Here is a 26,457-nt window from a genome sequence, read left to right on the forward strand (position 1 = left end):
TGAATGTACACAATTTTGCCTATAAACAAGAAAACGCCGAAAGAAAATTCCTTCGGCGTTTTACTCATATGTTTTAAAAATAGACTGGATTAAATCTTTCCTTCCAGGTGCATATTTTCTTTGTAAATAGCGTGTTTAACTAGTGTACGACGAGCTACAGATTTTTTCTCGTATGCCTGACGGCTACGAAGTTCTCTCAACACACCAGTTTTCTCAAATTTCTTTTTGAAACGTTTAAGGGCTTTGTCAAGTGATTCGCCGTCTTTAATATTAATAATGATCATAACGTTAAAATACCTCCTCTCGTTGTTTTTAGGATTGCAAAGATAGCACAATAATATTTAATATTAAATATTAATTTGAAAATCAGGCATTAAATAAAAAAACCGGTGCGTTTTCACGCACCGGGCCATTCATAGTATATTTGGTTAGAATATTTACTGTTTGGTTAGAATAGTATTTTTGATGGAACGGGACTTACCCATTCAGTATTTCTCTTGCAATAACAATCTTTTGAATTTCTGAAGTTCCTTCCCCTATCGTACACAGCTTACTGTCACGGTAAAACTTCTCTACAGGAAAGTCTTTTGTATAACCATACCCCCCAAAGATCTGTACCGCTTCTGTAGAAGCCCTTACAGCAACCTCAGAAGCAAAGTATTTAGCCATGGCTGATTCTTTAGTCATTTTCAACCCGCGGTTTTTCATATCTGCGGCTTGTCTAATCAGCAACTCTGCCGCTTCAATCTCCGTAGCCATATCTGCCAGTTTAAAACTGATCGCCTGAAAACTTGATATCGGCTGACCAAACTGATGTCTTTCCTGTGCATAAGCCAGAGCAGCTTCATAAGCGCCTTTGGCAATACCCAGGGAAAGCGCAGCAATAGAAATCCTTCCTCCGTCAAGCACTTTCATCGCCTGTTTAAAACCCTCACCTTCCTTGCCTAATAAATTGGCAGCAGGTACACGGCAATTGTCGAATATCATCTCCGTAGTCTCAGAAGCACGCATACCCATTTTATTCTCTTTCTTACCGGCAGAAAAACCAGGAGTTCCACGTTCTACCACGATGGCAGAAATACCTTTGGAATCCCCTTTTTCTCCGGTACGCACCATCACTACAGCGATATCGCCAGATTTACCATGAGTAATCCAATTTTTGGCACCATTCAGCACATAATGATCTCCATCCAACGTAGCGGTGGTCATCATTCTTAATGCATCAGACCCTGTATTTGCTTCCGTTAAGCCCCAGGCTCCAATCCACTCGGCTGTAGCTAACTTAGACAACCACTTGTGTTTTTGCTCTTCGGTTCCGAAAGCAAGGATATGCCCGGTACACAAAGAATTATGCGCCGCCAGTGATAAACCTATAGATCCGCAAACTTTAGCTACTTCAACAATCACGTCAACATATTCCTGATAGCCAAATCCAGACCCGCCGTAAATTTCAGGTACCAGAACGCCCATCAGCCCAAGCTGACCAAGCTGTTTAAAAACTTCCAGAGGAAAATGTTGTACTTCATCCCATTCCATTACATGGGGACGAATATTTTTCTCCGCAAAATGTTTAACCATACTTCTGACCATCTCCTGGTTTTCAGAAGTTGTAAAATTATATCCTATAGTTTGTGACTCTGGATCTTGCATGATTGCTGTTTGCATGTGGCAAGTATAGAAATTATAACCACGGAAGCAACAATGCAATATTTGCCCTTAAACAGAACGAAATGGTATTTAGTCCAATTACCTGACCTTAATGTTTTAGATGCCTAAAAACAGCCGGAAATTATTTTTTTATTTTTTCACACAAACTAATAAGAAGCCAGTGCAAAATGGTTTGGAGAAAAAACATCCAGTCTTTCCCTTCCGTTCAGGAAGTCGAGCGCGATAATAAAAGAATAACCTGCCACCTCTGCACCCAGTTTATGGATCAGGTGAGAAGCTGCCACTACTGTACCACCGGTTGCCAGCAGATCATCATGGATCAGCACACGCTGTCCAGGAAGAAAAGCATCTTCATGTAACTCAAGCGTTGCACTGCCATACTCCAGATCATAAGAGTGCTGTACAGTTTTATAAGGTAACTTCCCCGCTTTACGCATCGGTACAAAAGGAACACCCAGTAAATTGGCCAGCGACATGCCAAACAAAAAGCCCCTGCTTTCAATTCCAGCAACAACATCGATTTGTATAGACGAAAGCTGTTCAGCTAGTGCCGCTGTGATCTCTCCGCATAAAACCGAATCTTTTAAAATAGGGGTAATATCTTTAAAAATAATTCCGGGCTTTGGAAAATCATTCACATCACGGACGGTCTGTTTTATTCTGGCTTCAATCATGATCAAAAGAAATATAGGGAGCTAATTTATCTGCTATTTGAGCAGGCAGGATAGCTATCTTTTTTAAGTCAGCAATATTACCATAATTTCCGTGTTGTTTCCTATATTGTAAGATAGCATTTATGAGTTTAAAATTTAAATAAGGATGATGCTGCAAGTCGGCATACTCAACCCTGTTGATATAAATCATTTTTATAGAATGTTCGTCAATGCTCACCTGATCCTTAATTTCACGATATTTTACACTATCCAATCCAAATACTTCCAGGAGCTGCTCCTTTTTACAAAAGCCCCCCAACCGGTCGCGGTACTTTACAATCCGTCTTGCAAAAGCAGGACCTATACCCCTCACTTCATCCAAAGCCAGTGTATCAGCAGAATTGAGGGCCACGACCACAGCTTGCCGCTTAACTGCGGTTGAAAACGAATGTTCGACAGAAGGTAGAGGCGTTATATGTATATAAGGTATCAACCGCTCATATAAGGACGCACTGATCGGGTACATCTTTTGCAGATCTTCCTTTTTACGGAACCTTCCGCCTTTAGCCTGATAACGCGCCATCACAGCCGCCTGCCTGACAGATAAACCCAGCCGCTGCCAACCGGAAAGATCGAGCTGGTTGGGATCAAAATTGAACAACGTTATTTTTGCACGCGAGGGTTTCCTATACACCCCTACCCTCTTTTTTTCGGCCTCTACGAGTGATAATTTCCCTATCGCAGCGCGTTCTGCAACCAGGTCTTCCTGCTCAGGTACAAAAAATTCATACACATCGGGGAGTACGGTGACCACCGCAATTAAAAGAACCATCATCATTAAGCCATTATATTCCCGTTTGGAGATATTGAAGTAACTATTTAGCCATTTTCTCATGACCTTCTAATGTACTTCGGTTATTTTAAAAATATAAATCTTATTTTTGAGATCGAAGTAAGATTCACTTTAAACCTAACTATGAAAATCATCACAACCAAAGAATTTGCAAAAGCCACTAAGATCGACAAACTGGGGGTTCCCGGGCTGGCGGCTTTGCTGATGGAAGTAATGAAGTTAAATGACATTAATAAAGTTTTCTCACAAAACCAGCACTTCAACGGATTGGAATTTGTGGATAAAATATTGGAAACTATAGGGGTATCTATTGACTTCGATGATGATGATCTGAAAAACATACCTAAAACCGGTGCTTTCATTGCAATTGCCAATCATCCTTATGGTGGTGTGGAAGGCCTGGCACTGGTAAAATTGTTATGTACGGTGCGGCCTGAATCTAAAGTGATGGTCAACTTTATCCTTCAGAAGATACCTAACCTGAATGAATTTTTTGTAGCTGTAAACCCCTTCGAAAACGTACAGCACTCCTCCAGTATCAGCGGATTAAAAACAACCTTCGATCTGTTGAAAAGCGGAACGCCTATAGGAATCTTCCCTGCCGGTGAGGTTTCTACCTTTAGCCTGGACAAACAGGAAATTACCGACAGGTTATGGCATCCCGTGGTAGGAAAGCTGATTGCGAGGGCAAAATTGCCGGTTGTACCTATTTATTTCCATGGTAACAACGGCGTATTATTTAATATCCTGAGTTTTATTCATCCTACCCTGCGCACGGCTAAGCTGCCGTCAGAATTCCTGAACAAACAGGGACTAAAAATAAAAGTAAGGATCGGTAAGCCTATCCATATTGAAGATATTTCTTACCGTAACAACACCAATAAACTGCTCGACTTCCTCCGCGCCCGCACCTATGCGCTGGGTACCGGTATAGAACAGGAAAAAAAGCTGTTTAACCCCATCAACCTTTTCAAGATCAAAAAGAAACCGGAGCCTGTTGTAGAAGAAACACCGAGGAGCCTGATCGTAGAAGAGGTTGCACAGCTGGAAACTTTCCGCGTATGGACAGAAAAGCAGTATGAAGTTTATATATCTCCTACAGCCAGTATTCCCAATATATTAAGGGAAATAGGCCGCTTACGGGAAATCACCTTCAGGGAAGTGGGCGAAGGCACTAATAAAAAGATTGATCTGGATAATTATGATATCTATTACCATCACCTTTTTATATGGGATAAAGAACTGCATAATATTGTAGGGGCTTACCGTATCGGTAAAGGAGATGAGATCCTAAACACCATGGGCAAAAGAGGTTTTTATCTTTCAGAACTCTTTAAAATACAGGACGAGTTTTACCCTATACTAAATAAGGGAATAGAACTGGGCCGCTCATGGATACGCAAAGAATATCAGCAAAAAGCCTTACCCCTTTTCCTCTTATGGAAAGGGATCTTAAAATATCTGCTGGATAACCCGCACTACCGTTATATGTTTGGGCCGGTAAGTATCAGCAATAATTTTTCCAAGTTCTCCAAAGAGCTGATTGTTAATTTTATTACCAAAAACCATTTTGATTATGAGCTGGGCCAATATGTGAAACCGAGAAACAAATTTAAAGCAGACCTGTCTGCCATAGATAAAGACCTCCTGATTGAAAGCAGTGAATCACTGAAAGATCTCGATGGGCTGATCTCGGATATAGAAAACTCACATATTAAAATTCCTGTAATGTTAAGGCAGTACATGAACCTCAATGCTAAAATTATCTGTTTCAATATAGATCCTAAATTTTCAGATTGCCTGGATGGATTTCTGTTGGTAGACATGAGAAATATACCCCCAGAGATGCTGGAAAAAATTGGTAAAAACTTTTAATCCAAAAGGCCACGACATCCATCGTGGCCTTTTGTTTATCAACTAAACCTAAACTTTATAAATACTAACCAAATATTTATACCACAAATGTAAAAGACCAATGTTAAGCTTATGTTAAGCTTTAATTATCAGCGTAAATCGAATTAATATAGCTGTATTTTTGATTTATTATTTACCGAATAAAACATCAAAAATCTTACTATGTTAAAATCAAAATCTTTACTCATCGCGGGGCTGATCATTGCATCCGGCAGCAGTATGCTGTTTAGCTCATGCAACAATAGCTCAACCCCTAAAAGTACGGCCGACAGCACAGCAGCTAAAGGTGCTAATCAAGAAAATGCATTGTTAGGAGCCGGCAGTACCTTTGTATATCCGTTGTTCTCTAAAATGTTTGCAGAATATGGTAAAACCAACGATGTAAAAGTAAACTACCAATCGATAGGTTCAGGTGGCGGCATCCTTCAGTTAACCAATAAAACCGTAGACTTCGGCGGTTCAGATGCACCATTAAATGAAGAACAGACTACTAAAATTGGTGCCCCTGTATTACATATCCCGATGGCTTCAGGAGCCGATGTTATTACTTACAATCTTCCGGATGTTAAAGAATCACTTAAAATGACACCTGAACTGATCGCGTCTATCTATCTGGGCAAAATTACCAAATGGAACAGTCCTGAAATTGCAGCAGCCAACCCGGGTACCAAACTTCCCGATCTTCCATTGGTAGTTGTTCACCGCTCTGACGGTAGTGGTACTTCTTATATTTTCACAGATTACTTAACAAAGGTTAGTCCTGAGTGGGCTAAAAAAGTTGGTAAAGCAACTGCTGTAAACTGGCCTGCAGGATTAGGCGGCAAAGGTAACGAAGGCGTTTCTGGTTTGGTTAAACAAACACCAGGTGCTGTAGGGTATGTAGAATTAGCTTATGCTATCCAAAATAAAATGCCTGTTGCACAGATTAAAAACAAAGCTGGTAAATTCATCACGCCTAATTTAGCTTCGATCACAGCAGCCAGCAATATCGAGCTGCCTGCCGATGCTAAAGTATCTTTAACGGATACCAGCAGTCCTGATGGTTACCCAATCAGCAGTTTTACCTGGGCACTGATCTATAAAGAACAAAACTACAATAGCAGATCTGCAACTAAAGCAGAACAGTTGTTAAAATTATTATGGTGGAATATCCATGAAGGACAAAAGAACTGTGCGCCTTTAAACTATGCAACCCTGTCAACTTCTGCAGTAACTGTAGCAGAAAAGATATTAAAATCGGCTACCTATGATGGAAAAGTAATCCTGAAATAAAAGGTCATCAAGGCATGAATAATGCCGCTAAACAATACGCTGATAAACGAACAAAGGCTGTCCCGGTAAAGAGACAGCCTTTGTTCGTTTAAATTAAAGGCGATATTATTCAGCAGAATTATTACTTTCTGCGTGTTTTAAGATCTTAGCCTCTACATAGAATATAATCTCTTCGGCAATATTCATTGACTGATCACCTACTCTTTCCAGTTTCCTGATGATAGAAAGGATATATAAAGACTCGTTGATATTACTGATATCATCCCTGATCAGTTCTCCGATGTTTGCAGCTGCATTCATATTGATCTGGTCCAACACGTCATCTCTTTTAAAAATGCTTCTTGCCAATACGGTATCTTCTTTTTCAAAAGCTGTTCTCGTATCCATCAGGATGTTTACGGCTTCTTCATACATGCGTAATACCTGAGATTTCTCCAGTGCTTCCAGATCAAAATTTACGGGCGATTCCACAATGTACTTTGCAATTCCGGCAGCAATATCACCTATACGCTCCAGGTTGGTATTGATCTTTAAAGAAGCCAGTAAAAAACGCAGGTCTATCGCTACAGGACAATATAAAGCCAGGATGTTCTCACAATCACGGTCAATCTTCAGCTCAAAAGAATTTACTCTTTTCTCTTTGATCAATACTTCGCGTGCAAGGTCCTTATCAAACTGTATCATGGCTTCTTTAGCCTTGTTAAACTGCGACTGTACTAATATCCACATGGATACCAGCTCAGATTTTAATGCTGATATTTCGGTTTCTAATTGGTTCATATTTGACTTGATTAACTAAATCTACCGGTTATATAATTTTGTGTACGCTGATCGTTTGGATTGGTGAACATCTGTTTGGTATCATCAAACTCTACCAGCTCACCCATATAAAAGAAAGCTGTTTTATCGCTCACCCTTGCGGCCTGCTGCATATTATGCGTTACAATGATCAGCGTAAAGTTTGTTTTCAGTTCATGAAAAAGTTGTTCTATACTTGAAGTAGAGATCGGGTCCAGTGCAGAAGTAGGCTCATCAAACAGCAATACTTCAGGCTCCATCGCGATAGCCCTGGCAATACATAAACGCTGCTGCTGTCCACCGGATAGGAAAGTACCTTTTTTATGCAGGGAATCTTTCACCTCATTCCATAGCGCAGCGCTGGTTAGTGATTTTTCAACAATCACATCCAGTTCATTTTTAGCAATTTTCAGTCCGTTTAATTTATATCCGGCCACTACGTTATCGTAAATGCTCAGATTCGGAAAAGGATTTGGACGCTGAAACACCATACCTATCTTATACCTTACATAGATCGGGTTCATGGAATACACATCCTCATTACCCAACTTAATAGATCCTTTTGCCGTAGCACCCGGAATCAGTTCATGCATCCGGTTAATACAACGAAGGAAGGTTGTTTTTCCGCAACCCGACGGGCCCATAACGGCAATTACATTGTTTTTTTCAATCTGGATAGATACGTCTTTAACAACATGGTTACTGCCAAAATAGGCATTAAAATTCTCAGCACTTACAATTGTATTTTCCATTTTCTTGAAATCAGCTTTGTAAATATATTTAATAGTAAAACAAACATTAATAAAATAAAAGAAGCTCCCCAGGCCAAATTATGCCAGTCGTCATAAGGACTCGTTGCATAATTAAAGATCAGCAATGGTAAACTCTGCATAGGTTTGGTAATGCTGGTAGACAGGTATGGGTTACCGAAAGCAGTAAACAATAAAGGGGCCGTTTCTCCTGCAATACGGGCTACAGATAACATGATACCTGATAATATTCCCGAAAAACCACAAGGGATCACAACTTTTAAAATCACCCGGTGATAAGGTACACCCAATGATAAAGCAGCTTCCTGTAAAGATGGAGGCAATAACTTTAAAGTTTGTTCAGTAGACCGTATAACGATAGGCAGCATCATAATGGCAAGTGCAATACTTCCAGATACAGCAGAGAATGTTCCAAGGGGTTTAACAACCCAAAAATACACTACAATACCTACCACGATAGAAGGCACACCCTGTAAAATGTCTACACAAAGACCGCTATAATAGGCTAGTTTTGTTCCCTGGTTCTCACTCAAATAAATACCCGCCAGAATACCTACAGGAATAGCAATAATAGAGGCTACACCTACGATAATCAAACTTCCAACCAGCGCATTACTGATACCGCCGCCAACTTCACCAACCGGGGCCGGAACGCTGGTCAGGAAATGCCAGTTTACCTGGCCTGCACCCTGTTTAATAATATATAATAAAATCAGGATCAGCGGTATGGTGATCAGAAAAGCAAATAATAAAACTACCCCTTTAAAAAGGACGCTTTTGGTATTTCTAATTTTTAATCTCGCATCCATATTAGTTATTTGTAAATCGTGAAATTATTCTCTTACCTATCACACTGATAATCACAGTTACTACAAACAGTACCAGCCCCAATTCAATCAGTGCCGATAAATACACCGTATGATCTGCTTCGGTAAACTCATTGGCAATTACGCTGGCCATCGTATTTCCCGGTGCAAAAATGCTGGTAGGCAATGCACTGGTATTTCCAATCAGCATGGTTACCGCCATCGTTTCTCCCAGAGCCCTTCCTAAAGAAAGCAATACCCCCGCAAACAATCCCGAACGCGTGTAAGGGATAATTACACTTCTAATTACTTCAAAACGTGTGGCACCCAGAGCGTAAGCACCTTCTTTTAATGGTGAAGGCACCATTCTGATCAGGGTTATGCCCAGTGATGCTGCATAAGGAATAATCATAATGGCTAAAATAAGGGAGGCTGTAAAAATGCCTATCCCATAAGGGGCAACATGTATTTTCGCTTCCAGCATCCTCACCAAAGGAACTAAAACGAATAAGCCCCAGAATCCATAAATAATAGAAGGTACAGCGGCAATCAGTTCGATAGTATTTTTCAGCAGGTCTGACAACCATCCTTTAGGGTTATATTCGCCCAGGTAAATCGCAATGGCATAAGAAAATGGCAGCGAAATAATTAAAGCAATAAAAGAGGTAAGCAGTGTTCCAATCAGGAAAGGAAAAGCACCATAAATATTTTGAACCGGATCCCATACTTTGCCCCATAGATAGCTAATACCGAGGGCCTTCATAGAAGGAACGGATTGCATGATCAGTGTAATCAATATGCCCAATATGAGTACGACCAGAATCACACTCATCGTCATCAATATTCGTCTGAAAATAGTCTCCCACTTCAACTGGGAATAAGAAAGGTCTAATCTTTTATTTTTCACAAATTTTGATTTTATTATATAAAACAATTACCAGCAGATCCAAATAGGCCTGCTGGTAATTGAAATTCAATGTATTTTAAGCTTAAATACTATTTCAAAATTACTTTGCCATTAAACATAGCAGATTTCAGAATCGCATCAGCAACTTTCATTGCCGATTTTGAGAGTGGTGCATAGTTTAAAGGCGCACAAAGTTTTTGTCCCTGGTGAATGTTCCAAGCCAGTAACTTCAACAATTCAGTAGCTCTTGCTTGTGAACGGCTGTTGTAATTTTGCTCTTTGTAGATCAAAGCCCATGTAAAGCTGCTGATTGGGTAACCGTTAGGGTTATCAGTATTTGTTAAAGATACTTTTGCGTCAGCCGGTAATTCTACATTACTTGATGCAGTGATAGAAGACAAGTTAGGAGTGATGAATTTTCCCGCTTTGTTTTGTACTTGTGCAACAGGCATTTTGTTTTGGATAGCATAAGCCAACTCAACATATCCAATACCACCCGGAGTTTGTTTAACCAAACCGGCAACACCTTCATTACCTTTACCACCTAAACCAGTTGGCCAGTTCACTGAAGTACCTTTACCTACTTTTTTAGCCCATTCAGGGTTTACTTTTGTTAAATAATCAGTCCAGATAAAAGAAGTACCACTACCGTCAGAACGGTGGATCACTACTACCGGAAGATCAGGCAATTTAACACCTTTATTTACGCCTTGAATTTTAGCGTCATTCCAGGTAACGATTTTACCCAAATAGATTTCAGCAATTACTGCTGGAGTCAATTTCAGTGAAGCAGTTACGCCTGGGATGTTGTAAGTAACCACATCGGCACCAGAAGCCATTGGAATGTGTAAAACAGGAACTCCAATTTTAGCGGCCTGCTCTGCATTTAATGGAGCATCAGAACCACCAAAATCAACAGTTTTATTTGTTAATTGAAGGATACCGCCACCAGAACCGATAGCCTGGTAGTTTACTTTAGTAGCATTTGCTTTACCATATTCTGCGAACATTTTGGAGAACAATGGGTAAACAAAGCTGCTACCTGCACCTAATAGGGTGTTATCCTGTGCTGCAGCAGGTAACACGAAGCAAGCTGCAGCCAGGGCCGCAGTCGCAAATTTCAAGCTGTTAATTACTTTCATTTTATTATTTAGTTATTGGGTTTTTTATTTTATTTACCAAACTGGAAGAAGAACGTAGCACGGTAAACCAAATCATGGCCTTTCTCTACTCCCGGTACATTGCTTGTATATCCGTTATAATATACGTTTGGCATAAAGTGTATATTTTTGTAAGGCTGCCAATCTAAACCACCAGTAAAGAAGTTCTCTTTTGTGTTCGGATCATAGTTACTTACTAAGCCTGTATAAGTACCATGGCTTGCGTCAAATTTTGTATCAGGATTGTAGTTATCATAACGTACAAAGTAACCTAGTATATCATTGTTAGACTTTTTGTCTTTCAGGATACGTCCGTGTGCATAGATTGAAATTGCCTGTGCAGTTTCGTTTTCCTGGCTTTTAACTTTTGCGGCGTTCACTACTGAAGCACCATTTTTCAATAAGTTCGTGAATGCTTCTACACCGAATGTGAATACTGGAGTGGTATAAGCAACATAACCTTTAAACATATTACGTGAAACACTGCTGGCGGTAGCTGTATTGTAAGTCAGTTTTTCATAATCAGCATAAAAATCTAAAATGATCTTTTTGTCTAAGAATTTAGCCCAGATATCACCATAATACCATTTATTACCATCAGTTTCCGGTTTTGCACTTGTTCCGTTACCCACCATGATGTTATAACCATAGTTTTTAGTATCCGGATCAAACGTACCTTGCAAAGTAGCACCCAAATCATAAGAAGGTGTCCGACGAATATCTGTAACCGTTCTTTCGATATCGCGGTAAGCCCAGATTTTCTCAGATAACAAAGGGAAAGCCGGAGTGGAAACCTGACCGATAACCAGGTCTGTACCTTTCCATACATCATGAATTCTTAAGTTTAACAACTTGATGTAAAAAGTCAATTTGTTATCTGACAATAAATCTCCTGTTGTAGTAGAAGGCGCACCATTGATGATACTTGTAGTTTCGTTATCCTCAGCGGCCAATAAAGCTTCTACTGAAAACTTTTTGTTGATATCATAATCATATCCTAAATAAATACGACGCATTTGCATACCATTGCGGTTAGCAGCAATACCTGTGTACTGATTTGAACCACCACGGTTTAATGCATCTGAATGTTGCTTATAATAAGCATCACCAAAAGCGTAACCCCATAATCTTCTCACTGGTTTAAATGCTGTATCAGTTGGATCAGCTTTTTTCTTATTGAACTGTAGTACAGTTGCAGCAGAATCTTTTTTCGCGTCAGTTTTTGTAACTTTTGTTTGATTATCTGCAGCCGCCAGCGTCACTGTTGGGGCAGCTGTTATTGTTTGTGAATTAGCAACAAATCCTCCTACTACTAAAGGCAGTAAAAGAGCTGTTCTAAAAAATTTAGTAGAGATACTTTTCATAATCCATTAAGGTTTTTTTCTTGCACAAAGGTGTCCACCGAAAGTTATCTTAATGTTAAGTAATGATTACCATTGCATATAGAATCAATATACATGCGATTCCGTAACATTGACCCGGAAGCAAGACATCAGACACATATACACCAAACAATTGATAATAAGACGTTTATTTTTTTTTATTTCCCCATACCTAACAACCGGTTTTAAAGATTAAGAATTTATTTATTTAACTTTTAAAGGGGCCATCCCGAATGGATTAACGAGACGACCTCTTAGTTATTGGGTTTTTTAGCGACAATTAGAATGATGCACCTGTTGCAGCGGCAGATCCGGATTTTAAAGTGAAATTCGGTGCTGTAAGGCTGAAGGGCGATGTTAACAAAGCAGCTGCCGCAGTTTCATCGATAGTTAGGTTTCCTTTAGCAGTCAGGTAAGTTTTTAATAAATCTACCGTAGCAAATGATAACACAGTACCGTCAGCTACGATATCTTTACCCGCAGTATAAGATTGATAAATATTATTTTTGATCAGGGATGTTCCAGCGGTAATTGCATCACCAGTTTCTTTATCACGGATATCTAAACCATATCTAAAGCCAATGAATACTGAATTTGCCAGCACCATTTCAGAACCTCTTCTCCAAAGATTAGCATATTCATGTTTGGTATCCACATTTGTATTTCCCGGACCAATGATAGTCATGTTTGAAATCACAGGGCGTGTTCTAGGTGTGATGGTGAAATCTGTAGCCGAGTTATCAGCCTCAATACCGTTAGATTGTCCGGCCTGATCCGCTAATGATGGATCACGCTGAGCAGCCAGGTACTGTAATTTTCCTGAGAAGCCATTGTCAAAATCAAAAACATCATCTACGTTAGCAATAGAAAGTAAATGTTTGGCATTGACTGTACCGCCAAACCATTCAAATGAATCATCACCCGAATAAGAAACCTGTACATAATCAACTGTAGTACCACTGCCTACCGAACCAAAGGTTACCCCATTGATCTCGTTGTTTGGCTGAAAAGCGATACCAGGAAACTCAACACGGATATATCTTAATATTCCTGAGTTGTCAGCAATATCTGTTCCGCCATGGTTACCTTCAGGAGTAGTTAAACCACCTTCAATTAAACCAGTACCGCCGGGAATGTTATTGGTAGATTTACCCAATACGATGATCCCGCCCCAATCGCCGGGAGCCCTATCGCCCACTGCCTTGTTAGATGTAAATACAATTGGTTTTGTAGCCGTACCATCAGCAATTAATTTTCCACCCCTGGTAACGATCAGCGTACCTTTAGAAACCTGGTCGCCCCTTATCACTGTTCCCGCAGGAATAGTTAAAGTAACACCATCAGCAATATAAACAAATCCGGATAACAGATATACTTTAGTTGCATCTAGTGTCCTGCTTGCAGCAATAGTGCCCGACAGGGTTTCTGTTGCAGTACCGTACACCGTTGTTTTTGGCGCAAAATTTGTCCAGTTAGCTGTCCAGTCAGTGGTACCAAAAGCACCTTTATAAGTTACCTTATCAAAAAATGAATCTGCTAATGAAGCATTGGATTCAGTAGGTACAGTTACCTCAGGTGTAGCATCGCCATTTTTAGAACAGCTAGTAAATGCGGTCGAACCAGCCATTAACAAGGCAATCAGGCTCAGATGTAATTGTTTTTTCATTTGATGTATGTTCTTTTTATAAGTTTTTATTATTGTTTTTCAATGTCTTAAGCTGCCTTAAACAACTTTAGGTTATAAAGCCTGTTTCAAATTTCTATTACCTGTTGCAGAACTGTAAATTGATGCTGACTTCATTTATGGTTTATCATCTGTACAAAAGTATGTTTGCTATATTACCTCAATATTAAAATTGAATTAAACATAGATTAAAATGAGATTAAAATTTAAAATATTAGTCATAAAAAACCGTGTTACCTGATTTTATAAGATAGACTTAGAGTAATTGTAGAACCATAACGTTCTGATATATTGATGTTATCGGTTTTCTGATCGAACGCGGCGTCAGGATTTGAACCTTTTGGTTTCTGGTAAAAAATCGCCTTATTATTAAAGATATCGCTATAATTCAGTTTCACCTCAGCCTTTGATTTGGCAAACTTCTTCGACAGCTGCAAATCCATTACATTTCTTGAATTCTCATAAATATCAGGATCAGTTACATTTCCTACTGCCCAGATACGCTTTCCAATTCTGTTATATAATAGACTAAAACCGGTTGAGTTCTCCTCCTTAGAATTGTATTGTAAACCAGCATTAATTAAATAAGGCGATTGTCCCTGCAGCGGACGGCTGCCAGTGGTATTTACAGACCTGGCTACTTTTACCTTTGACTTCATATAAGATGCATTGGTACTAAAAGTAAAATTACTGAAGCGCTCTGCGATGAAATCGAGAGGTCTTCTGAATTCCATCTCTACACCATACAGCGTTGCCGATTTAGAATTTACATATCCGAAAGTTGTTCCTGATGTACCCAATTGCAAACTCTGTTCTATGGGCAGATCAAAGTACTTATAAAAAGCAGACACAGAGAATACCTGACCAGAAGAAGGATAAACTGCATAACCCAGATCAAAATTGGTAGTTTTTGATTGTCTCAGGTTTGGATTTCCAACGATGGAGACATTCTTATTAAAATCATAAAAACTGAAAGGTGCAATTTCCCTGAATTCAGGACGTCCAACAGTCTGTGAACCTGCTAAACGTAAACTTGCTTTTTCGGTCAGGTTATAGATCAGGTTAAATGAAGGCAGTACATTTACATAGGTTGTATCTACTACAATAGGAGTAAAGTTATTATCCGCGCTGTTCAGCTGCTGGTTATAAGACTCTATCCTTGCTCCGATTCCCAGCCTTAATTTTTCTGTCAGATATCCGTCGAACATTACATAACCGGCATTCAAAAAAGAATTGGCATCATAATGATCGGCACCGTTGGTAATCTCATTCAGCACATATCCATTCTCCCTGATATTGGCCGCACTGAAAATCTGGTCCTGCGGAAGGTTCAGAAGATTCGTATCAAAATTCCCATTTCTGGTAAAGCCGATTACCCGGGCAGAAAAATCACGTTCCCTGTACTGTCCAAAATAACCCACTTTAATTTTATTGTTATCCTCGAACCATTTCACCGGAATGGTAATATCAAACGACCCGCCGTACAGATTTTCATTCAATTTAGAAGAGAAATTTCCTGCCAGACGCGGGTCTGCCTGCCCCGAAGAGGGAACGCTAGCGCGGGTATAACCGGCAACACCATTTTCTTCCTGGTATTCCATTCTTTTAAAACCGGGTTCTTTCCTCGAGGTATTCGCAAAATTCAGGTTCCAGTCCAGCTTAATCTTGCTGTTTTCAGATAAAAGGTGATTACCGCTCAGCTGATTGGAAATCAGCGACCGCTGTAAAATATAATCTGCTGTACGCAGAAACTTAGTTTGCGAATCATCTATCCCCTCTCTTGAAGTAAACTGGTTTTCCAGTACCCGGTTATAAATGTTCTTCAGTGCAATCTTGTTATTTCCCCACGAATAGGCAAAATTGGCCAAAGCGCCTATATTGGTGTTATAGCTATATACCTTATCGCTGAACTGATCGCCCAGGGCCTGCCCGGTATATGCTTTTTGGTCGCTGGTTTTTAAACGTTCATCATAACGGTAAGAAAGAGACAATACCGTACCAAACTGGCTATTGTCTTTATATCTTTTTGTAGTGCCATAATTGGCCTGGAAGATAGGGCCAAGGCCAGACTTAACACCACTATAACCCCAGTTATTGGCAAATTGCTTAGATAAAGCTACCCTATCGGCGATAGGTAAATTCAGGTAAACTGATCTTGAAGGAAATGATGATGGGATATCCCTGTTCTTGCTGTAAGAACCAAATGCACCACCGCTACTCTGACTTTTTGAAAAATCCTTAAAAGTGGATTGTGTATTGTAAGCTGTTCCCAAAGAAAAATTAAAGAACTTCAGATCTGGAAAATCTTTAGTGGTTACCTGTACCACACCGCCAGAAAAATCACCCGGAATATCGGCAGAAGCCGTTTTATTCACTACAATGGCATCAATCAGATTAGACGGAAGAATATCAAAAGAAAATGCTTTCTTATCAACCTCCGTGTTAGGTAATACTGCATTATTCAGCATGGCTGAATTGTACCTGTCTGATAAGCCCCTTACAATGATAAACTTATTATCCTGGATGCTCGCACCACTAACGCGTTTTAGCACATCGGAAGTATTCCTATCCGGACTTTTCCTGATTAACTCTGCAGAGATTCCGCTTGAAATACTCAGGTTGGCCTTTTGATTGGCATACAATGTATTTACTGATTCCTGACTGGCCTTTGAAGTAATTACTACTTCATTCAGGTTCTGTGAATTGGACTCTTCCATGATCACATTGACCGGGGAAGAAGTATTTCCTTTAACGGTGATTTCAGTTATATTTTTTGTGACATACCCTACATATGAGACCTGTAGGGTGTACTTTCCCGGAGCCAATCCCGAGATCAGGTATCTGCCCTCTACATCAGTAGAAGACCCCTGGGCACCGCCCGCGATTTTCACTGTTACCCCAATCAGGGTTTCCCCTGTTTTTTGATCGGTAACAACTCCGGAGATTTTCCCTGTTCCCTGTGCGAATCCTACCGCACTAAACATCACGCCCAAAAGCAACGTGACTATTCCTCTTTTTAGTTTTACTTGCGATTCCAATTTTTGCCTGTATTAATTTTAGGCAAAACTATTACCACAGTGTTAACTATGTGTTAGGGAAACATTACTTTTTAATCGTATTTTAATTCCATTTTAATCCAATTTTAATCGCTAATTTTTGGAATAACCATGCTGGCCCAATCAGTAAAAATCTAAGCTCCTGCTCTAAAGAAGGGCGCTTTCCTTCTATTTTATAACCGACAAACTGAGCTGCAACGCTCAGCATAAAGATCAATCCGCATACCAGCCACAAGGCAGGCCCACCCGTCATCGACCACTTTTCCAGCTGCACTACCACAAGGGCAACGGCAAAGAAAAGCAAGATCATCATGTAAGAAAGAACTGGCGAAAGCCGGTAATAATAATACCCGCTAAAGGCGATTAAAAACGATGCCCAGTTCACAAATCCATTGTACTTTCCCAGGAAAGCCAGATGAGGAAAAGGTACAGACCAGGCAAGGCCGATCAGGCTCAGCAACATCAGCGGTATACAAACCCAATGGATCAATTGGTTGGAAGGGTTCTGGTGTGTTTCGGCATACTGCGCTAAAAGGATATTTACCTTTTTTTCTGGTAAGCCCTTTACCATCTTCTTTTGCTCCTTCTTCATTTTTTTTAAATAAAAAGAGCGATAGATGAATCTATCGCTCTGTCAATACTATGGTTTAATTCCTACTTAGCGAAAGCTACAGATCTGGTTTCCCTGATCACGGTAACTTTAATCTGACCAGGATAGGTCATCTCTGTCTGGATACGGTTAGAGATATCTGCTGCTAGCAATTCTGCCTGCTGATCAGTTACCCTTTCACTTTCTACCACTACCCTTAATTCTCTTCCTGCCTGAATAGCAAATGTTTTCTCTACACCAGGGTAAGATAAAGCCAGTTCTTCCAGCTCTTTCAAACGCTTGATGTAACTTTCTACTACCTCGCGTCTTGCTCCCGGACGTGCACCAGAAATGGCATCACAAGCCTGAACAATCGGAGAGATCATCGAGGTCATTTCAATTTCATCATGGTGGGCACCTATCGCATTACAAATTTCAGGGTGTTCCTTATATTTTTCTGCCAGCTGCATCCCCAAAATTGCGTGAGGCAATTCAGGATTATCATCAGGCACTTTACCTATATCATGCAGTAATCCTGCACGTTTAGCCATTTTAGCATTTAAGCCCAGTTCTGCAGCCATTGTAGCGCAGAAATTTGCTACCTCACGAGAGTGATGCAATAAATTCTGTCCGTAAGAAGAGCGGTAACGCATACGGCCAACCATTCTGATCAACTCCGGGTGAAGACCATGGATACCAAGGTCAATTACCGTACGCTCGCCAATCTCTACAATTTCATCTTCAATCTGTTTTTTTGTTTTGGCTACTACCTCTTCGATACGCGCCGGGTGGATACGTCCGTCAGTTACTAAACGGTGTAATGCCAAACGGGCAATCTCTCTTCTTACCGGGTCGAAACCAGAAAGGATAATTGCTTCAGGGGTATCATCTACGATGATCTCAATTCCGGTAGCGGCTTCCAGTGCACGAATATTTCTACCCTCGCGACCAATAACGCGACCTTTAATCTCATCACTTTCAATGTGAAAGATAGACACCGTATTTTCAATCGCAGCTTCTACAGCAGTACGCTGTATGGTCTGGATCACTACTTTTTTCGCTTCTTTAGTTGCGGTTAACTTAGCTTCATCCACAATATCCTTCACCTGGATCATCGCTTGCGCCCTGGCTTCAGACTTCATGTTTTCTACCAGCTGATTTTTTGCTTCTTCAGCACTTAATCCAGCGATAGTTTCCAGTTGTTTTACATGCTGGTTTTTCAGCACTTCAACTTCTTCCTGTTTTTTAACAGCCAGGTCCGTTTGTTTTTCCAGGTTTTTCTTGTGGTTATCCAGTTCCTGTTCCTTGCGGTTCATGTTCTCCAGGCGCTGGTTTACCGACTGTTCTTTTTGTTTAATCGCATTTTCACGCTGATTTACCTGGTTGTTTTTTGCATTTACTTCCTGTTCGTGTTCAGTTTTCAGTTGCAGGAACTTTTCTTTTGCTTCCAGTAAGCGGTCTTTTTTCAAGATCTCAGCATTACTTTCTGCTTCTTTTAATATTTTCTTCACTTTACTCTGTGCTGCAATTTCCTGTTTCTTCAGCAGGCTGCGCAACAGATATCTGCCTACTAGTATACCAACTATTAAGCTGGCTAAGACATATCCTATTATTGCTACTATTTCCATTTTAATTTATATATATAATAAACGTGCATGAAACCATCTTCTTTAATAAAGATCATCATGCAGGTTTTATCGAATCTTATTCATCCAGGCTTAAAACAAAAAACCGTTCTCAAATTTCAAGTTCCCTGTTTATGCCTTCAAAAACATGTTCTCTTTAATGCAGCCGAACCAGCCACAATATAGTACATGTATTCAAAAATCAACTCAACAATGAAACTAAAAATTTAACAACGGTTAAATCTTTGGTGCTATTTAATAAACGAACGACTTATTTTGCAAAAAAATCGTTCAATAAACTATCTAATTCTTCAACTTTTTCAGCTACTGCAGTATCCTGGTCCTGCACCTTGTTTTCTACCCTTAACACAGCCGTTGCATAGTGCAACACGGCCATAGATAGCAAATCCTGTTTATCTCTGACTGCATAATTTTCCTGATAGTCTTTTATGCGTTCATTAATAATTTTGGCTGCCCGCCTTACAATTTCTTCCTCTTCCATATTCACCTTTAAAGGGTAAATGCGGTCCGAGATAGTTATTTTAATCGAGATTTCTCCCATTTCTTAGCTTTGTTTCACTGTTAGTGTATTCCTCATTTTTTCAGCAACACTATACTCTTGTCAATCTCACGCACAAAATCGTTAATTTTTTGCTTTATATCAAGTGTCTTCTCGCTTGTTCCTTCAATACTCTTCGCCAGCTTCAATACCCGCATCTTTTCATCCAGATCTGAATTCTTTAGTTTCGACGCATTTAAGGCAGATTTCACCGATGCATTTTCCTGCTTCAACAACTCATTTTCTTCCTGTAAGGCATTACAAAGCTCAATTAAACGAGCTGTTTTGTGTAATACTGAATTTAATTGTTCGGCAACCAAAGACATTTTGATTTAAATTGATTTTGTCATTAAAATATTCCTAAAAGTAACAAAAAAAATTACTTTCTTATCTCTGCTTTCGCTGTTTGTGCTAAGTTAACTATAATCTTTTGCATAACAGCGTCAATCTGCTTGTCGGTTAGCGTCTGCTGATCGTCCTGAAGGGTAAAATTCAATGCATAAGATTTTTTATTCTCCGGCAATTTATCTCCGATATACACATCAAAAATCTGTACATCTTTCAGCAATTTCTTTTCCGTTTTAAAAGCAATAGTTTTTAAAGATTCAAAAGTAACCTCAGTATCTACCAGCATAGACAAATCCCTTCTTACGGCAGGGTATTTAGGGATCTCCTTATTGATCACTTTGTTCTTCCTAACGATATCCAATAACAATGCCCAGTCGAAATCTGCATAATAAACATCCTTATCCACATCGGTCAGTTTTTTATCTGCTGAAGTAACCGCTCCAAAAGTAACGATGGCCTGCGGCCCCCTGAAGTATTTCAGTCCGAAAGCATAATTCTCGTCATTCACCTCTTCTGTCTGGTAACCTGTAACACCCAACCTGCCAATGATTGCATCAACTGCAGCCTTTAAGTTATAAAAACTTACCGGGACTGCTTTCATGCCCCATGACTCCGGAGTGCTTGCTCCTGAAAGTACAATCAGCAACCTTGGGCGCTCTACATATTTTTCATTGATCAGGTGGTAGGTTTTGCCAAATTCATAAAATTTAACGTCACTATTTTTCCTGTTCTGATTATAGGCAACACTTTCCAGTGCCGGCAGCAGCAAACTCTGGCGCATCACATTAAGATCTGAACTTAAAGGGTTCAGGATCTTCACCACTTCATCCGTATTTTTGCTGTAAATACCTTTAGTCAGGGAGTTACACATGATCTCCAGGAACCCATTGGCAGTAAGCATATCAGCGATCACATGCTGTGTCTGCTCTTTATCCGGTTTGCTGGTAAAAGCCAGTGAAGCATTTACCTTGGCAGGAATATCTATATTATTATATCCGTAAATCCTTAATACTTCTTCCGTAATATCACACTCACGGGTTACATCTACTTTATAACTTGGCACTTTTAAGGATAGGCTTTCTGCTGTTTCTGAAGCCACTTTAATACCGAGTGAAGTAATGATATCCCTGATATCCTGATTGGGGATCGCTTTACCGATCAAACCAGTAACATGCTGATAGCTTACCTCTATGTCAAAAGGCGCTACCGGTGCAGGATAATAATCGCCTACAGCAGAAGAAACCTCTCCGCCTGCCAGTTCACAGATCAGGATAGCGGCACGCTTTAAAGCGATAACCGTCATTTCCGGGTCGGTACCTCTCTCATAACGAAAAGAAGCATCGGTTTTTAAGGTATGTCTTTTTGCTGTTTTACGTACCGATACCGCATTAAAATAAGCACTCTCTAAAAATATATTGGTTGTTTTTGCACTTACACCAGAATTTTTTCCGCCATAAACACCAGCAATGGTCATGGGTTTTTCTGTATCACAGATCATCAGGTCGTCAGCAGATAACTTTCTTTCAACGCCATCCAGTGTAACAAACAAAGTATCTTCTGCACATTTTTTTACAATTACCTTTTTGCCGCTGATCTCGTCTGCGTCAAAAGCATGTAGGGGCTGTCCAAGATCATGCAATACATAATTCGTAATGTCTACGATATTATTGATCGGGCGGATACCGATCACTTTTAACTTATCCTGCAGCCAGTCGGGCGAGGCTTTGATTGTTACCCCGCTGATCGATACACTGCTGTATCTCGGGCAGGCAATAACATCATCTATCTCAACAGCAACTGTCAGGTTTTCATTGGCTACTTTAAAAGAAGAAATATCCGGCATTTTTAGCTCAATCCGCAGGTAAGCTGCTAAATCTCTTGCCACACCTAAATGTGAGGCTGCATCCGCGCGGTTAGGTGTTAAACCAATTTCAAACAGGTAATCATCTTCCAGCTGGAAATATTCAATAGCTGGCAAGCCTACAACAGCATCTGCATCCAGTTCCATGATACCGGCATGAGAGTCACCCAGGCCAATCTCATCTTCAGCACAGATCATTCCTTCAGAAGCTTCACCCCTGATTTTCGATTTATTGATTTGAAAAGGTTCGCCTTCATTCGGATATACTTTTGTACCTACTGTAGCCACTACAACTTTCAGTCCTGCAGCAACATTTGATGCGCCGCATACAATTTGTATCGGTTCTTCACCGCCAACATCAACAGTAGTTACCCTTAAACGGTCGGCATTAGGATGTTGAACACAAGTAAGCACATGACCAATCACTAATCCTTCCAAACCGCCCGGAACAGGCTGTACTTTATCCAGGCTTTCTACTTCCAGGCCAATGTTGGTGAGGATGAGCGAAAGTTCTTCTGGTTTAAGGTCTGTTTGTATGAATTGTTTCAGCCAGTTGTATGATATCTTCATGTTATAATTTCATTTGTTTTTTATTGCTTTTCAGCAGTATCAGGGTTACCACAGGTTTTGAGGAGCCGCTTTCAGCAGGTCCTAAATGTATCATGGTGTAATCTAAAATGCAAAGATATAAAATAATGCCTTGCTGTAAATTTATTAGCCTATAATCACCATTTAAATAATTCCTTCATCAGCCATGCTGTAATAAGATCCGTTGCCTACGATAAGGTGATCCAGCACCGGGAGATCATGTATAAGCCCCACTTCTATTAATTTTTTGGTGATTTTAATATCTTCTGCGCTGGGCACCAGATTACCTGAAGGATGATTATGCATCAGTACTAAGTAAGAAGCAGATTGCTCCAATGCCAGTTTAAAGATCACCTTTGGATCTGCAACAGTCCCGGAAAAGCCTCCCCTACTGATCATATGCCTGCTTTTTACTGAATTATCGGTTTTCAGGATCAGTATCCAAAACTCCTCATGGTTCAGATCGGCCATGGCCGCATGCATCAGGTCAAACGCATCTTTAGAAGAATTAATTTTCTTGACGGGCTCTTTCGGGCTATTTTCCCTTCGTCTGCCCAACTCAATAGCGGCGATGATAGCAATTGCTTTAGCCTCGCCTATTCCATAAAACTGGCAAAGATCTTTTATAGATGCGTTGTCTAATTTATGCCAGTCGTTATCATAACTGGAAAGAATCCGCTGACTCAATTCTACTGCGGTTTCTGCCGTGCTCCCTTTTCCAATGATAATCGCTAATATTTCAGCGTTGGATAACTGCTTCCTGCCCTGGCGCATCAGTTTTTCCCGTGGCCGCTCATCCTCGGCGAGGGATTTAATCTTTATTTTTTGTTCATATTTTACCATAAACAAAAAAACGGGATAAGCCAAAACCTATCCCGTTTACAATATTGTAAAGTTAATTCTATTTTAAGCCGTTAACAAATTTAGTCAACTTAGATTTATTGTTGGCAGCTTTGTTTTTGTGAATCACATTCTTTTTAGCTAAACGATCTAACATAGAAATTACTTTAGGTAACAATTCCTGTCCAGATTTTTTATCAACAGAAGCACGTAATCTTTTAACAAAAGTACGGGTTGTTTTTGCCTGGTACCTGTTGCGTAAACGTTTAGTTGCGTTTGCTCTTATTCTTTTTAAAGATGATTTATGATTTGCCATTTTTCAGTATAATAATATTTTTATATGTAAGGTATTGGTGATTGCTTTCCGAATCCCCTTTACCCTTTTCTTTTCTCTTTTTTCGGACTGCAAATATAGAACTTAACTTTTAAATATGCAAAACGATATCACAAATAATTCAAATATTCTTAAATATTGATTCACACCGCTTTAGAGGAGCTGTTAGATGAGTCTTTTTTAGCATGTTCATCATATCGTTCATTTCCTTTTTCTTCGGATTTCATTTTTAATTATAGGACACAGCCTGCTTTGAGTATGCCCTGAGAGTTAGTCAAACCATAGCTAGTCCATAGTGAGTCCAAGTCTAGTCCAAGTCTAGTCCATGTTTTTACGTGAAAAACTTGGACTCATTATGAACTTATTCTAAATTTTACTTGGATTAAATGAGAAGTACATATTAACTAGACTATAACTAAGGCAGCTAAGTACCCAACTCGCCGGTGCCGCATAAAACCGTCATCAAAAACATATTCGAATAAATCCATCTATTAAATACCTAAAATGTTATTTTTGACCAGCCTCAATTAGCCGTACCGCAGGGATAAACCAGCGACACGGCCATTGAAACAGATCACATGAAAAAACGCATTGCCATATTTGCCTCTGGTTCGGGTTCTAATGCCCAGAAGATCATGGAATTATTCAAAAACAGTCCTGATGCAGAAATTGCACTGGTGCTCACCAATAATCCTGAGGCCTATGTATTGCAGCGCGCAGATAACTTCGAAATCCCTTCCCACATCTTCGACAGAAAAGAGTTTTACGAAACAGATGATATCATAGAATTACTGAAAAACCTGGAGATCGACCTGATCGTTCTTGCAGGCTTCCTCTGGTTGATCCCTAAAAACCTGATCGCGGAATATCCGGGACGTATCGTAAATATCCACCCCGCTATCCTGCCCAAATTTGGCGGTAAAGGAATGTATGGCGATCATGTACATAAAGCAGTAATGGCAGCAGGAGAAACCGAAGGTGGTATCACCATTCATTATGTAAACGAAAATTACGATGAAGGGGAATATATCTACCAGGCGAAATACAAAATTGAAAAAGGTGACAATTTAGAAATGATAAAGTTCAAAGGACAACAGCTTGAACATCAGCATTATCCGCGTATTGTAGAGAGCATTTTGAAAAAGATAAAGAAATAAGGTTTTTTTTATGATTTCTAACTAAATTTTATCGCTTAAAAATTATAATTTTGCGGCTCAAAAATCACACCCAATGAGTCAACAAATTAAGATCAAAAACGCTTTAATTTCAGTATATTACAAAGATGGCTTAGAACCACTTGTACGCCTGCTTTCTCAGCAAGGAGTTCAATTGTTTTCTACTGGCGGCACAGAACAGTTCATTAAAGACTTGAATTTGCCTGTTACAGCTGTTGAAGATCTTACCGGTTATCCTTCGATTCTTGGTGGAAGGGTTAAAACCTTACACCCAACAATTTTCGGCGGTATCTTAAACCGCAGGAACCTGAATGAAGACAAAGCACAGATCGCGGAATACAACATTCCCGAAATTGACCTGGTTATTGTTGACCTTTACCCTTTTGAAGAAACCCTTAAAGCTGGTGGTTCCGCAGAAGAAATCATTGAAAAGATCGATATCGGCGGTATCTCTCTGATCAGGGCAGCAGCCAAAAACTTTAACGATGTAGTGATCCTTGCTTCTAAAGATGATTACTCGGTATTACAGCAACAAATGGAGGAACAAAATGGAGAAACTACCCTGGCACAGCGTAAAGCTTATGCAAAGAAAGCTTTCCATACTTCTTCTCATTATGATACAGCTATCTTTAATTACTTTAACCTGGATGAACCGCTTACGGTTTTCAAACAAAGTTTAAAAGAAGCTAAAACATTACGTTACGGAGAAAACCCGCATCAGCAAGGTGTTTTTTATGGCAATATGGATGAAATGTTCACCAAATTGAACGGTAAAGAACTTTCTTACAATAACCTGGTTGATGTGGATGCTGCAGTTAGCCTGATCGATGAGTTTCAGGAGCCTACCTTTGCGATCTTAAAACATACCAATGCTTGCGGTGTAGCTTCAAGGCCAACTATCGCACAGGCATGGGACGATGCACTGGCCTGTGATCCTGTATCTGCTTTCGGCGGTGTACTGATCGCTAACGGAGAGATCGACCTGGCAACAGCTACTGAAATCAACAAATTGTTTTTTGAGGTTTTAATTGCCCCTTCATACCAGCCTGAAGCAGTAGAATTGTTCAAAGCGAAAAAGAACAGGGTAATCCTGCAACGCAACGAAGTAGAACTAAGCAAAAAACAATTCAAGACATTGTTAAATGGTGTAATTGAGCAGGATAAGGACCTGATCATTGAAGGAACCGACCAAATGACGGCAGTAACAGAAAAAACACCTAGCCCTGAAGAGTTAAAAGATCTTTTCTTCGCCAATAAAATTGTTAAGCATACGAAATCAAACACTATTGTTTTTGCAAAAAATAATACCTTAATTGCGAGTGGTGTTGGACAAACTTCAAGGGTTGATGCATTAAAACAGGCTATTGTCAAAGCCAATGATTTCAATTTCGACCTTAAAGGTTCGGTGATGGCTTCAGATGCTTTCTTCCCTTTCCCGGATTGTGTGGAAATCGCTGCTGAAGCCGGAATAACTGCTGTTCTTCAACCTGGTGGCTCGATAAAAGATGCTGATTCGATCAACATGGCGAATGAAAAAGGTATCGCCATGGTAACGACTGGCATCAGACATTTTAAGCACTAATTATATAAGGCGATTAACAATAAAAAGACGTAG

At 39.9% G+C, this 26,457-nt stretch carries 23 protein-coding genes; 4 read left to right on the plus strand and 19 right to left on the minus strand.

What is annotated here, in order from left to right:
• Positions 1 to 89: 89 nt before the first annotated feature.
• The 4 genes from rpsU to GSQ84_RS08785 form a co-directional block, all read right to left on the minus strand.
• Entirely contained in the window at positions 90 to 284 is a 195-nt protein-coding gene (gene rpsU / locus GSQ84_RS08770) for a 30S ribosomal protein S21 (protein ID WP_041878250.1), read from the minus strand.
• Positions 285 to 477: 193 nt separating this feature from the next.
• Positions 478 to 1,650, minus strand: a complete 1,173-nt coding sequence (locus tag GSQ84_RS08775; RefSeq protein WP_174238638.1) for an acyl-CoA dehydrogenase family protein — start codon at positions 1,648 to 1,650, stop codon at positions 478 to 480.
• A gap of 164 nt (positions 1,651 to 1,814) precedes the next feature.
• Positions 1,815 to 2,342 (minus strand): adenine phosphoribosyltransferase, encoded by a 528-nt coding sequence (locus tag GSQ84_RS08780; RefSeq protein ID WP_158796858.1) that lies wholly within the window; start codon positions 2,340 to 2,342, stop codon positions 1,815 to 1,817.
• A complete protein-coding gene (locus GSQ84_RS08785; protein ID WP_158796859.1) occupies positions 2,335 to 3,216 on the minus strand; it encodes a helix-hairpin-helix domain-containing protein in 882 nt (293 codons plus the stop codon). The genes GSQ84_RS08780 and GSQ84_RS08785 overlap by 8 nt, the downstream gene beginning before the upstream one ends.
• A gap of 81 nt (positions 3,217 to 3,297) precedes the next feature.
• On the opposite strand from GSQ84_RS08785, the gene GSQ84_RS08790 reads away from it, so the two are divergent.
• Both GSQ84_RS08790 and pstS (GSQ84_RS08795) read left to right on the plus strand, forming a co-directional pair.
• Positions 3,298 to 5,049: a lysophospholipid acyltransferase family protein gene (locus GSQ84_RS08790; protein ID WP_158796860.1), complete on the plus strand. Its 1,752-nt coding sequence runs from the start codon at positions 3,298 to 3,300 to the stop codon at positions 5,047 to 5,049.
• A 201-nt stretch (positions 5,050 to 5,250) separates the two neighbouring features.
• Positions 5,251 to 6,360, plus strand: coding sequence for a phosphate ABC transporter substrate-binding protein PstS (pstS, locus tag GSQ84_RS08795; RefSeq protein WP_158796861.1), 1,110 nt, complete (start codon positions 5,251 to 5,253; stop codon positions 6,358 to 6,360).
• A gap of 105 nt (positions 6,361 to 6,465) precedes the next feature.
• Here the strand turns inward: pstS (GSQ84_RS08795) and phoU are convergent, their stop codons facing one another.
• The 15 genes from phoU to rpsT form a co-directional block, all read right to left on the minus strand.
• Positions 6,466 to 7,140 (minus strand): phosphate signaling complex protein PhoU, encoded by a 675-nt coding sequence (gene phoU / locus GSQ84_RS08800; protein ID WP_158796862.1) that lies wholly within the window; start codon positions 7,138 to 7,140, stop codon positions 6,466 to 6,468.
• Positions 7,141 to 7,151: 11 nt separating this feature from the next.
• Positions 7,152 to 7,910 (minus strand): phosphate ABC transporter ATP-binding protein PstB, encoded by a 759-nt coding sequence (pstB, locus tag GSQ84_RS08805; RefSeq protein WP_158796863.1) that lies wholly within the window; start codon positions 7,908 to 7,910, stop codon positions 7,152 to 7,154.
• Positions 7,892 to 8,737 (minus strand): phosphate ABC transporter permease PstA, encoded by an 846-nt coding sequence (pstA, locus tag GSQ84_RS08810; protein ID WP_158796864.1) that lies wholly within the window; start codon positions 8,735 to 8,737, stop codon positions 7,892 to 7,894. The genes pstB and pstA overlap by 19 nt, the downstream gene beginning before the upstream one ends.
• A gap of 1 nt (position 8,738) precedes the next feature.
• Positions 8,739 to 9,641, minus strand: a complete 903-nt coding sequence (pstC, locus tag GSQ84_RS08815; protein WP_216848896.1) for a phosphate ABC transporter permease subunit PstC — start codon at positions 9,639 to 9,641, stop codon at positions 8,739 to 8,741.
• An 89-nt stretch (positions 9,642 to 9,730) separates the two neighbouring features.
• Entirely contained in the window at positions 9,731 to 10,783 is a 1,053-nt protein-coding gene (gene pstS / locus GSQ84_RS08820) for a phosphate ABC transporter substrate-binding protein PstS (protein ID WP_158796865.1), read from the minus strand.
• Positions 10,784 to 10,812: 29 nt separating this feature from the next.
• Positions 10,813 to 12,165, minus strand: a complete 1,353-nt coding sequence (locus GSQ84_RS08825; protein WP_158796866.1) for a hypothetical protein — start codon at positions 12,163 to 12,165, stop codon at positions 10,813 to 10,815.
• A 298-nt stretch (positions 12,166 to 12,463) separates the two neighbouring features.
• Positions 12,464 to 13,849: a T9SS C-terminal target domain-containing protein gene (locus tag GSQ84_RS08830; protein WP_158796867.1), complete on the minus strand. Its 1,386-nt coding sequence runs from the start codon at positions 13,847 to 13,849 to the stop codon at positions 12,464 to 12,466.
• Between the two features lie 251 nt (positions 13,850 to 14,100).
• Positions 14,101 to 16,905 (minus strand): TonB-dependent receptor, encoded by a 2,805-nt coding sequence (locus tag GSQ84_RS08835; RefSeq protein WP_158796868.1) that lies wholly within the window; start codon positions 16,903 to 16,905, stop codon positions 14,101 to 14,103.
• Between the two features lie 82 nt (positions 16,906 to 16,987).
• Positions 16,988 to 17,515 carry a DUF962 domain-containing protein gene (locus tag GSQ84_RS08840; protein ID WP_158796869.1) on the minus strand — a complete coding sequence of 176 codons (528 nt, stop codon included), beginning with the start codon at positions 17,513 to 17,515 and terminating at the stop codon, positions 16,988 to 16,990.
• A gap of 62 nt (positions 17,516 to 17,577) precedes the next feature.
• Entirely contained in the window at positions 17,578 to 19,140 is a 1,563-nt protein-coding gene (gene rny / locus GSQ84_RS08845) for a ribonuclease Y (RefSeq protein WP_158796870.1), read from the minus strand.
• Between the two features lie 268 nt (positions 19,141 to 19,408).
• Complete coding sequence (locus GSQ84_RS08850; protein ID WP_158796871.1) at positions 19,409 to 19,699, minus strand: cell division protein ZapA; 291 nt, start codon at positions 19,697 to 19,699, stop codon at positions 19,409 to 19,411.
• Between the two features lie 32 nt (positions 19,700 to 19,731).
• Positions 19,732 to 20,022, minus strand: coding sequence for a hypothetical protein (locus GSQ84_RS08855; protein WP_158796872.1), 291 nt, complete (start codon positions 20,020 to 20,022; stop codon positions 19,732 to 19,734).
• A gap of 53 nt (positions 20,023 to 20,075) precedes the next feature.
• The gene (gene pheT / locus GSQ84_RS08860; protein WP_158796873.1) at positions 20,076 to 22,475 is read right to left on the minus strand and encodes a phenylalanine--tRNA ligase subunit beta; all 2,400 of its coding nucleotides are present in this window, start codon (positions 22,473 to 22,475) and stop codon (positions 20,076 to 20,078) included.
• Positions 22,476 to 22,637: 162 nt separating this feature from the next.
• Positions 22,638 to 23,336 (minus strand): DNA repair protein RadC, encoded by a 699-nt coding sequence (gene radC, locus GSQ84_RS08865; protein ID WP_158796874.1) that lies wholly within the window; start codon positions 23,334 to 23,336, stop codon positions 22,638 to 22,640.
• A 58-nt stretch (positions 23,337 to 23,394) separates the two neighbouring features.
• Positions 23,395 to 23,649 (minus strand): 30S ribosomal protein S20, encoded by a 255-nt coding sequence (gene rpsT, locus GSQ84_RS08870; protein ID WP_041878275.1) that lies wholly within the window; start codon positions 23,647 to 23,649, stop codon positions 23,395 to 23,397.
• 596 nt (positions 23,650 to 24,245) lie between these two features.
• Here rpsT and purN point away from each other — a divergent pair.
• Positions 24,246 to 24,824, plus strand: coding sequence for a phosphoribosylglycinamide formyltransferase (gene purN / locus GSQ84_RS08875; protein ID WP_158796875.1), 579 nt, complete (start codon positions 24,246 to 24,248; stop codon positions 24,822 to 24,824).
• Positions 24,825 to 24,897: 73 nt separating this feature from the next.
• A complete protein-coding gene (gene purH, locus GSQ84_RS08880; protein WP_158796876.1) occupies positions 24,898 to 26,424 on the plus strand; it encodes a bifunctional phosphoribosylaminoimidazolecarboxamide formyltransferase/IMP cyclohydrolase in 1,527 nt (508 codons plus the stop codon).
• Positions 26,425 to 26,457: the final 33 nt, after the last annotated feature.

This window comes from Pedobacter sp. L105 (genome assembly GCF_009765875.1).
Lineage (GTDB): Bacteria > Bacteroidota > Bacteroidia > Sphingobacteriales > Sphingobacteriaceae > Pedobacter.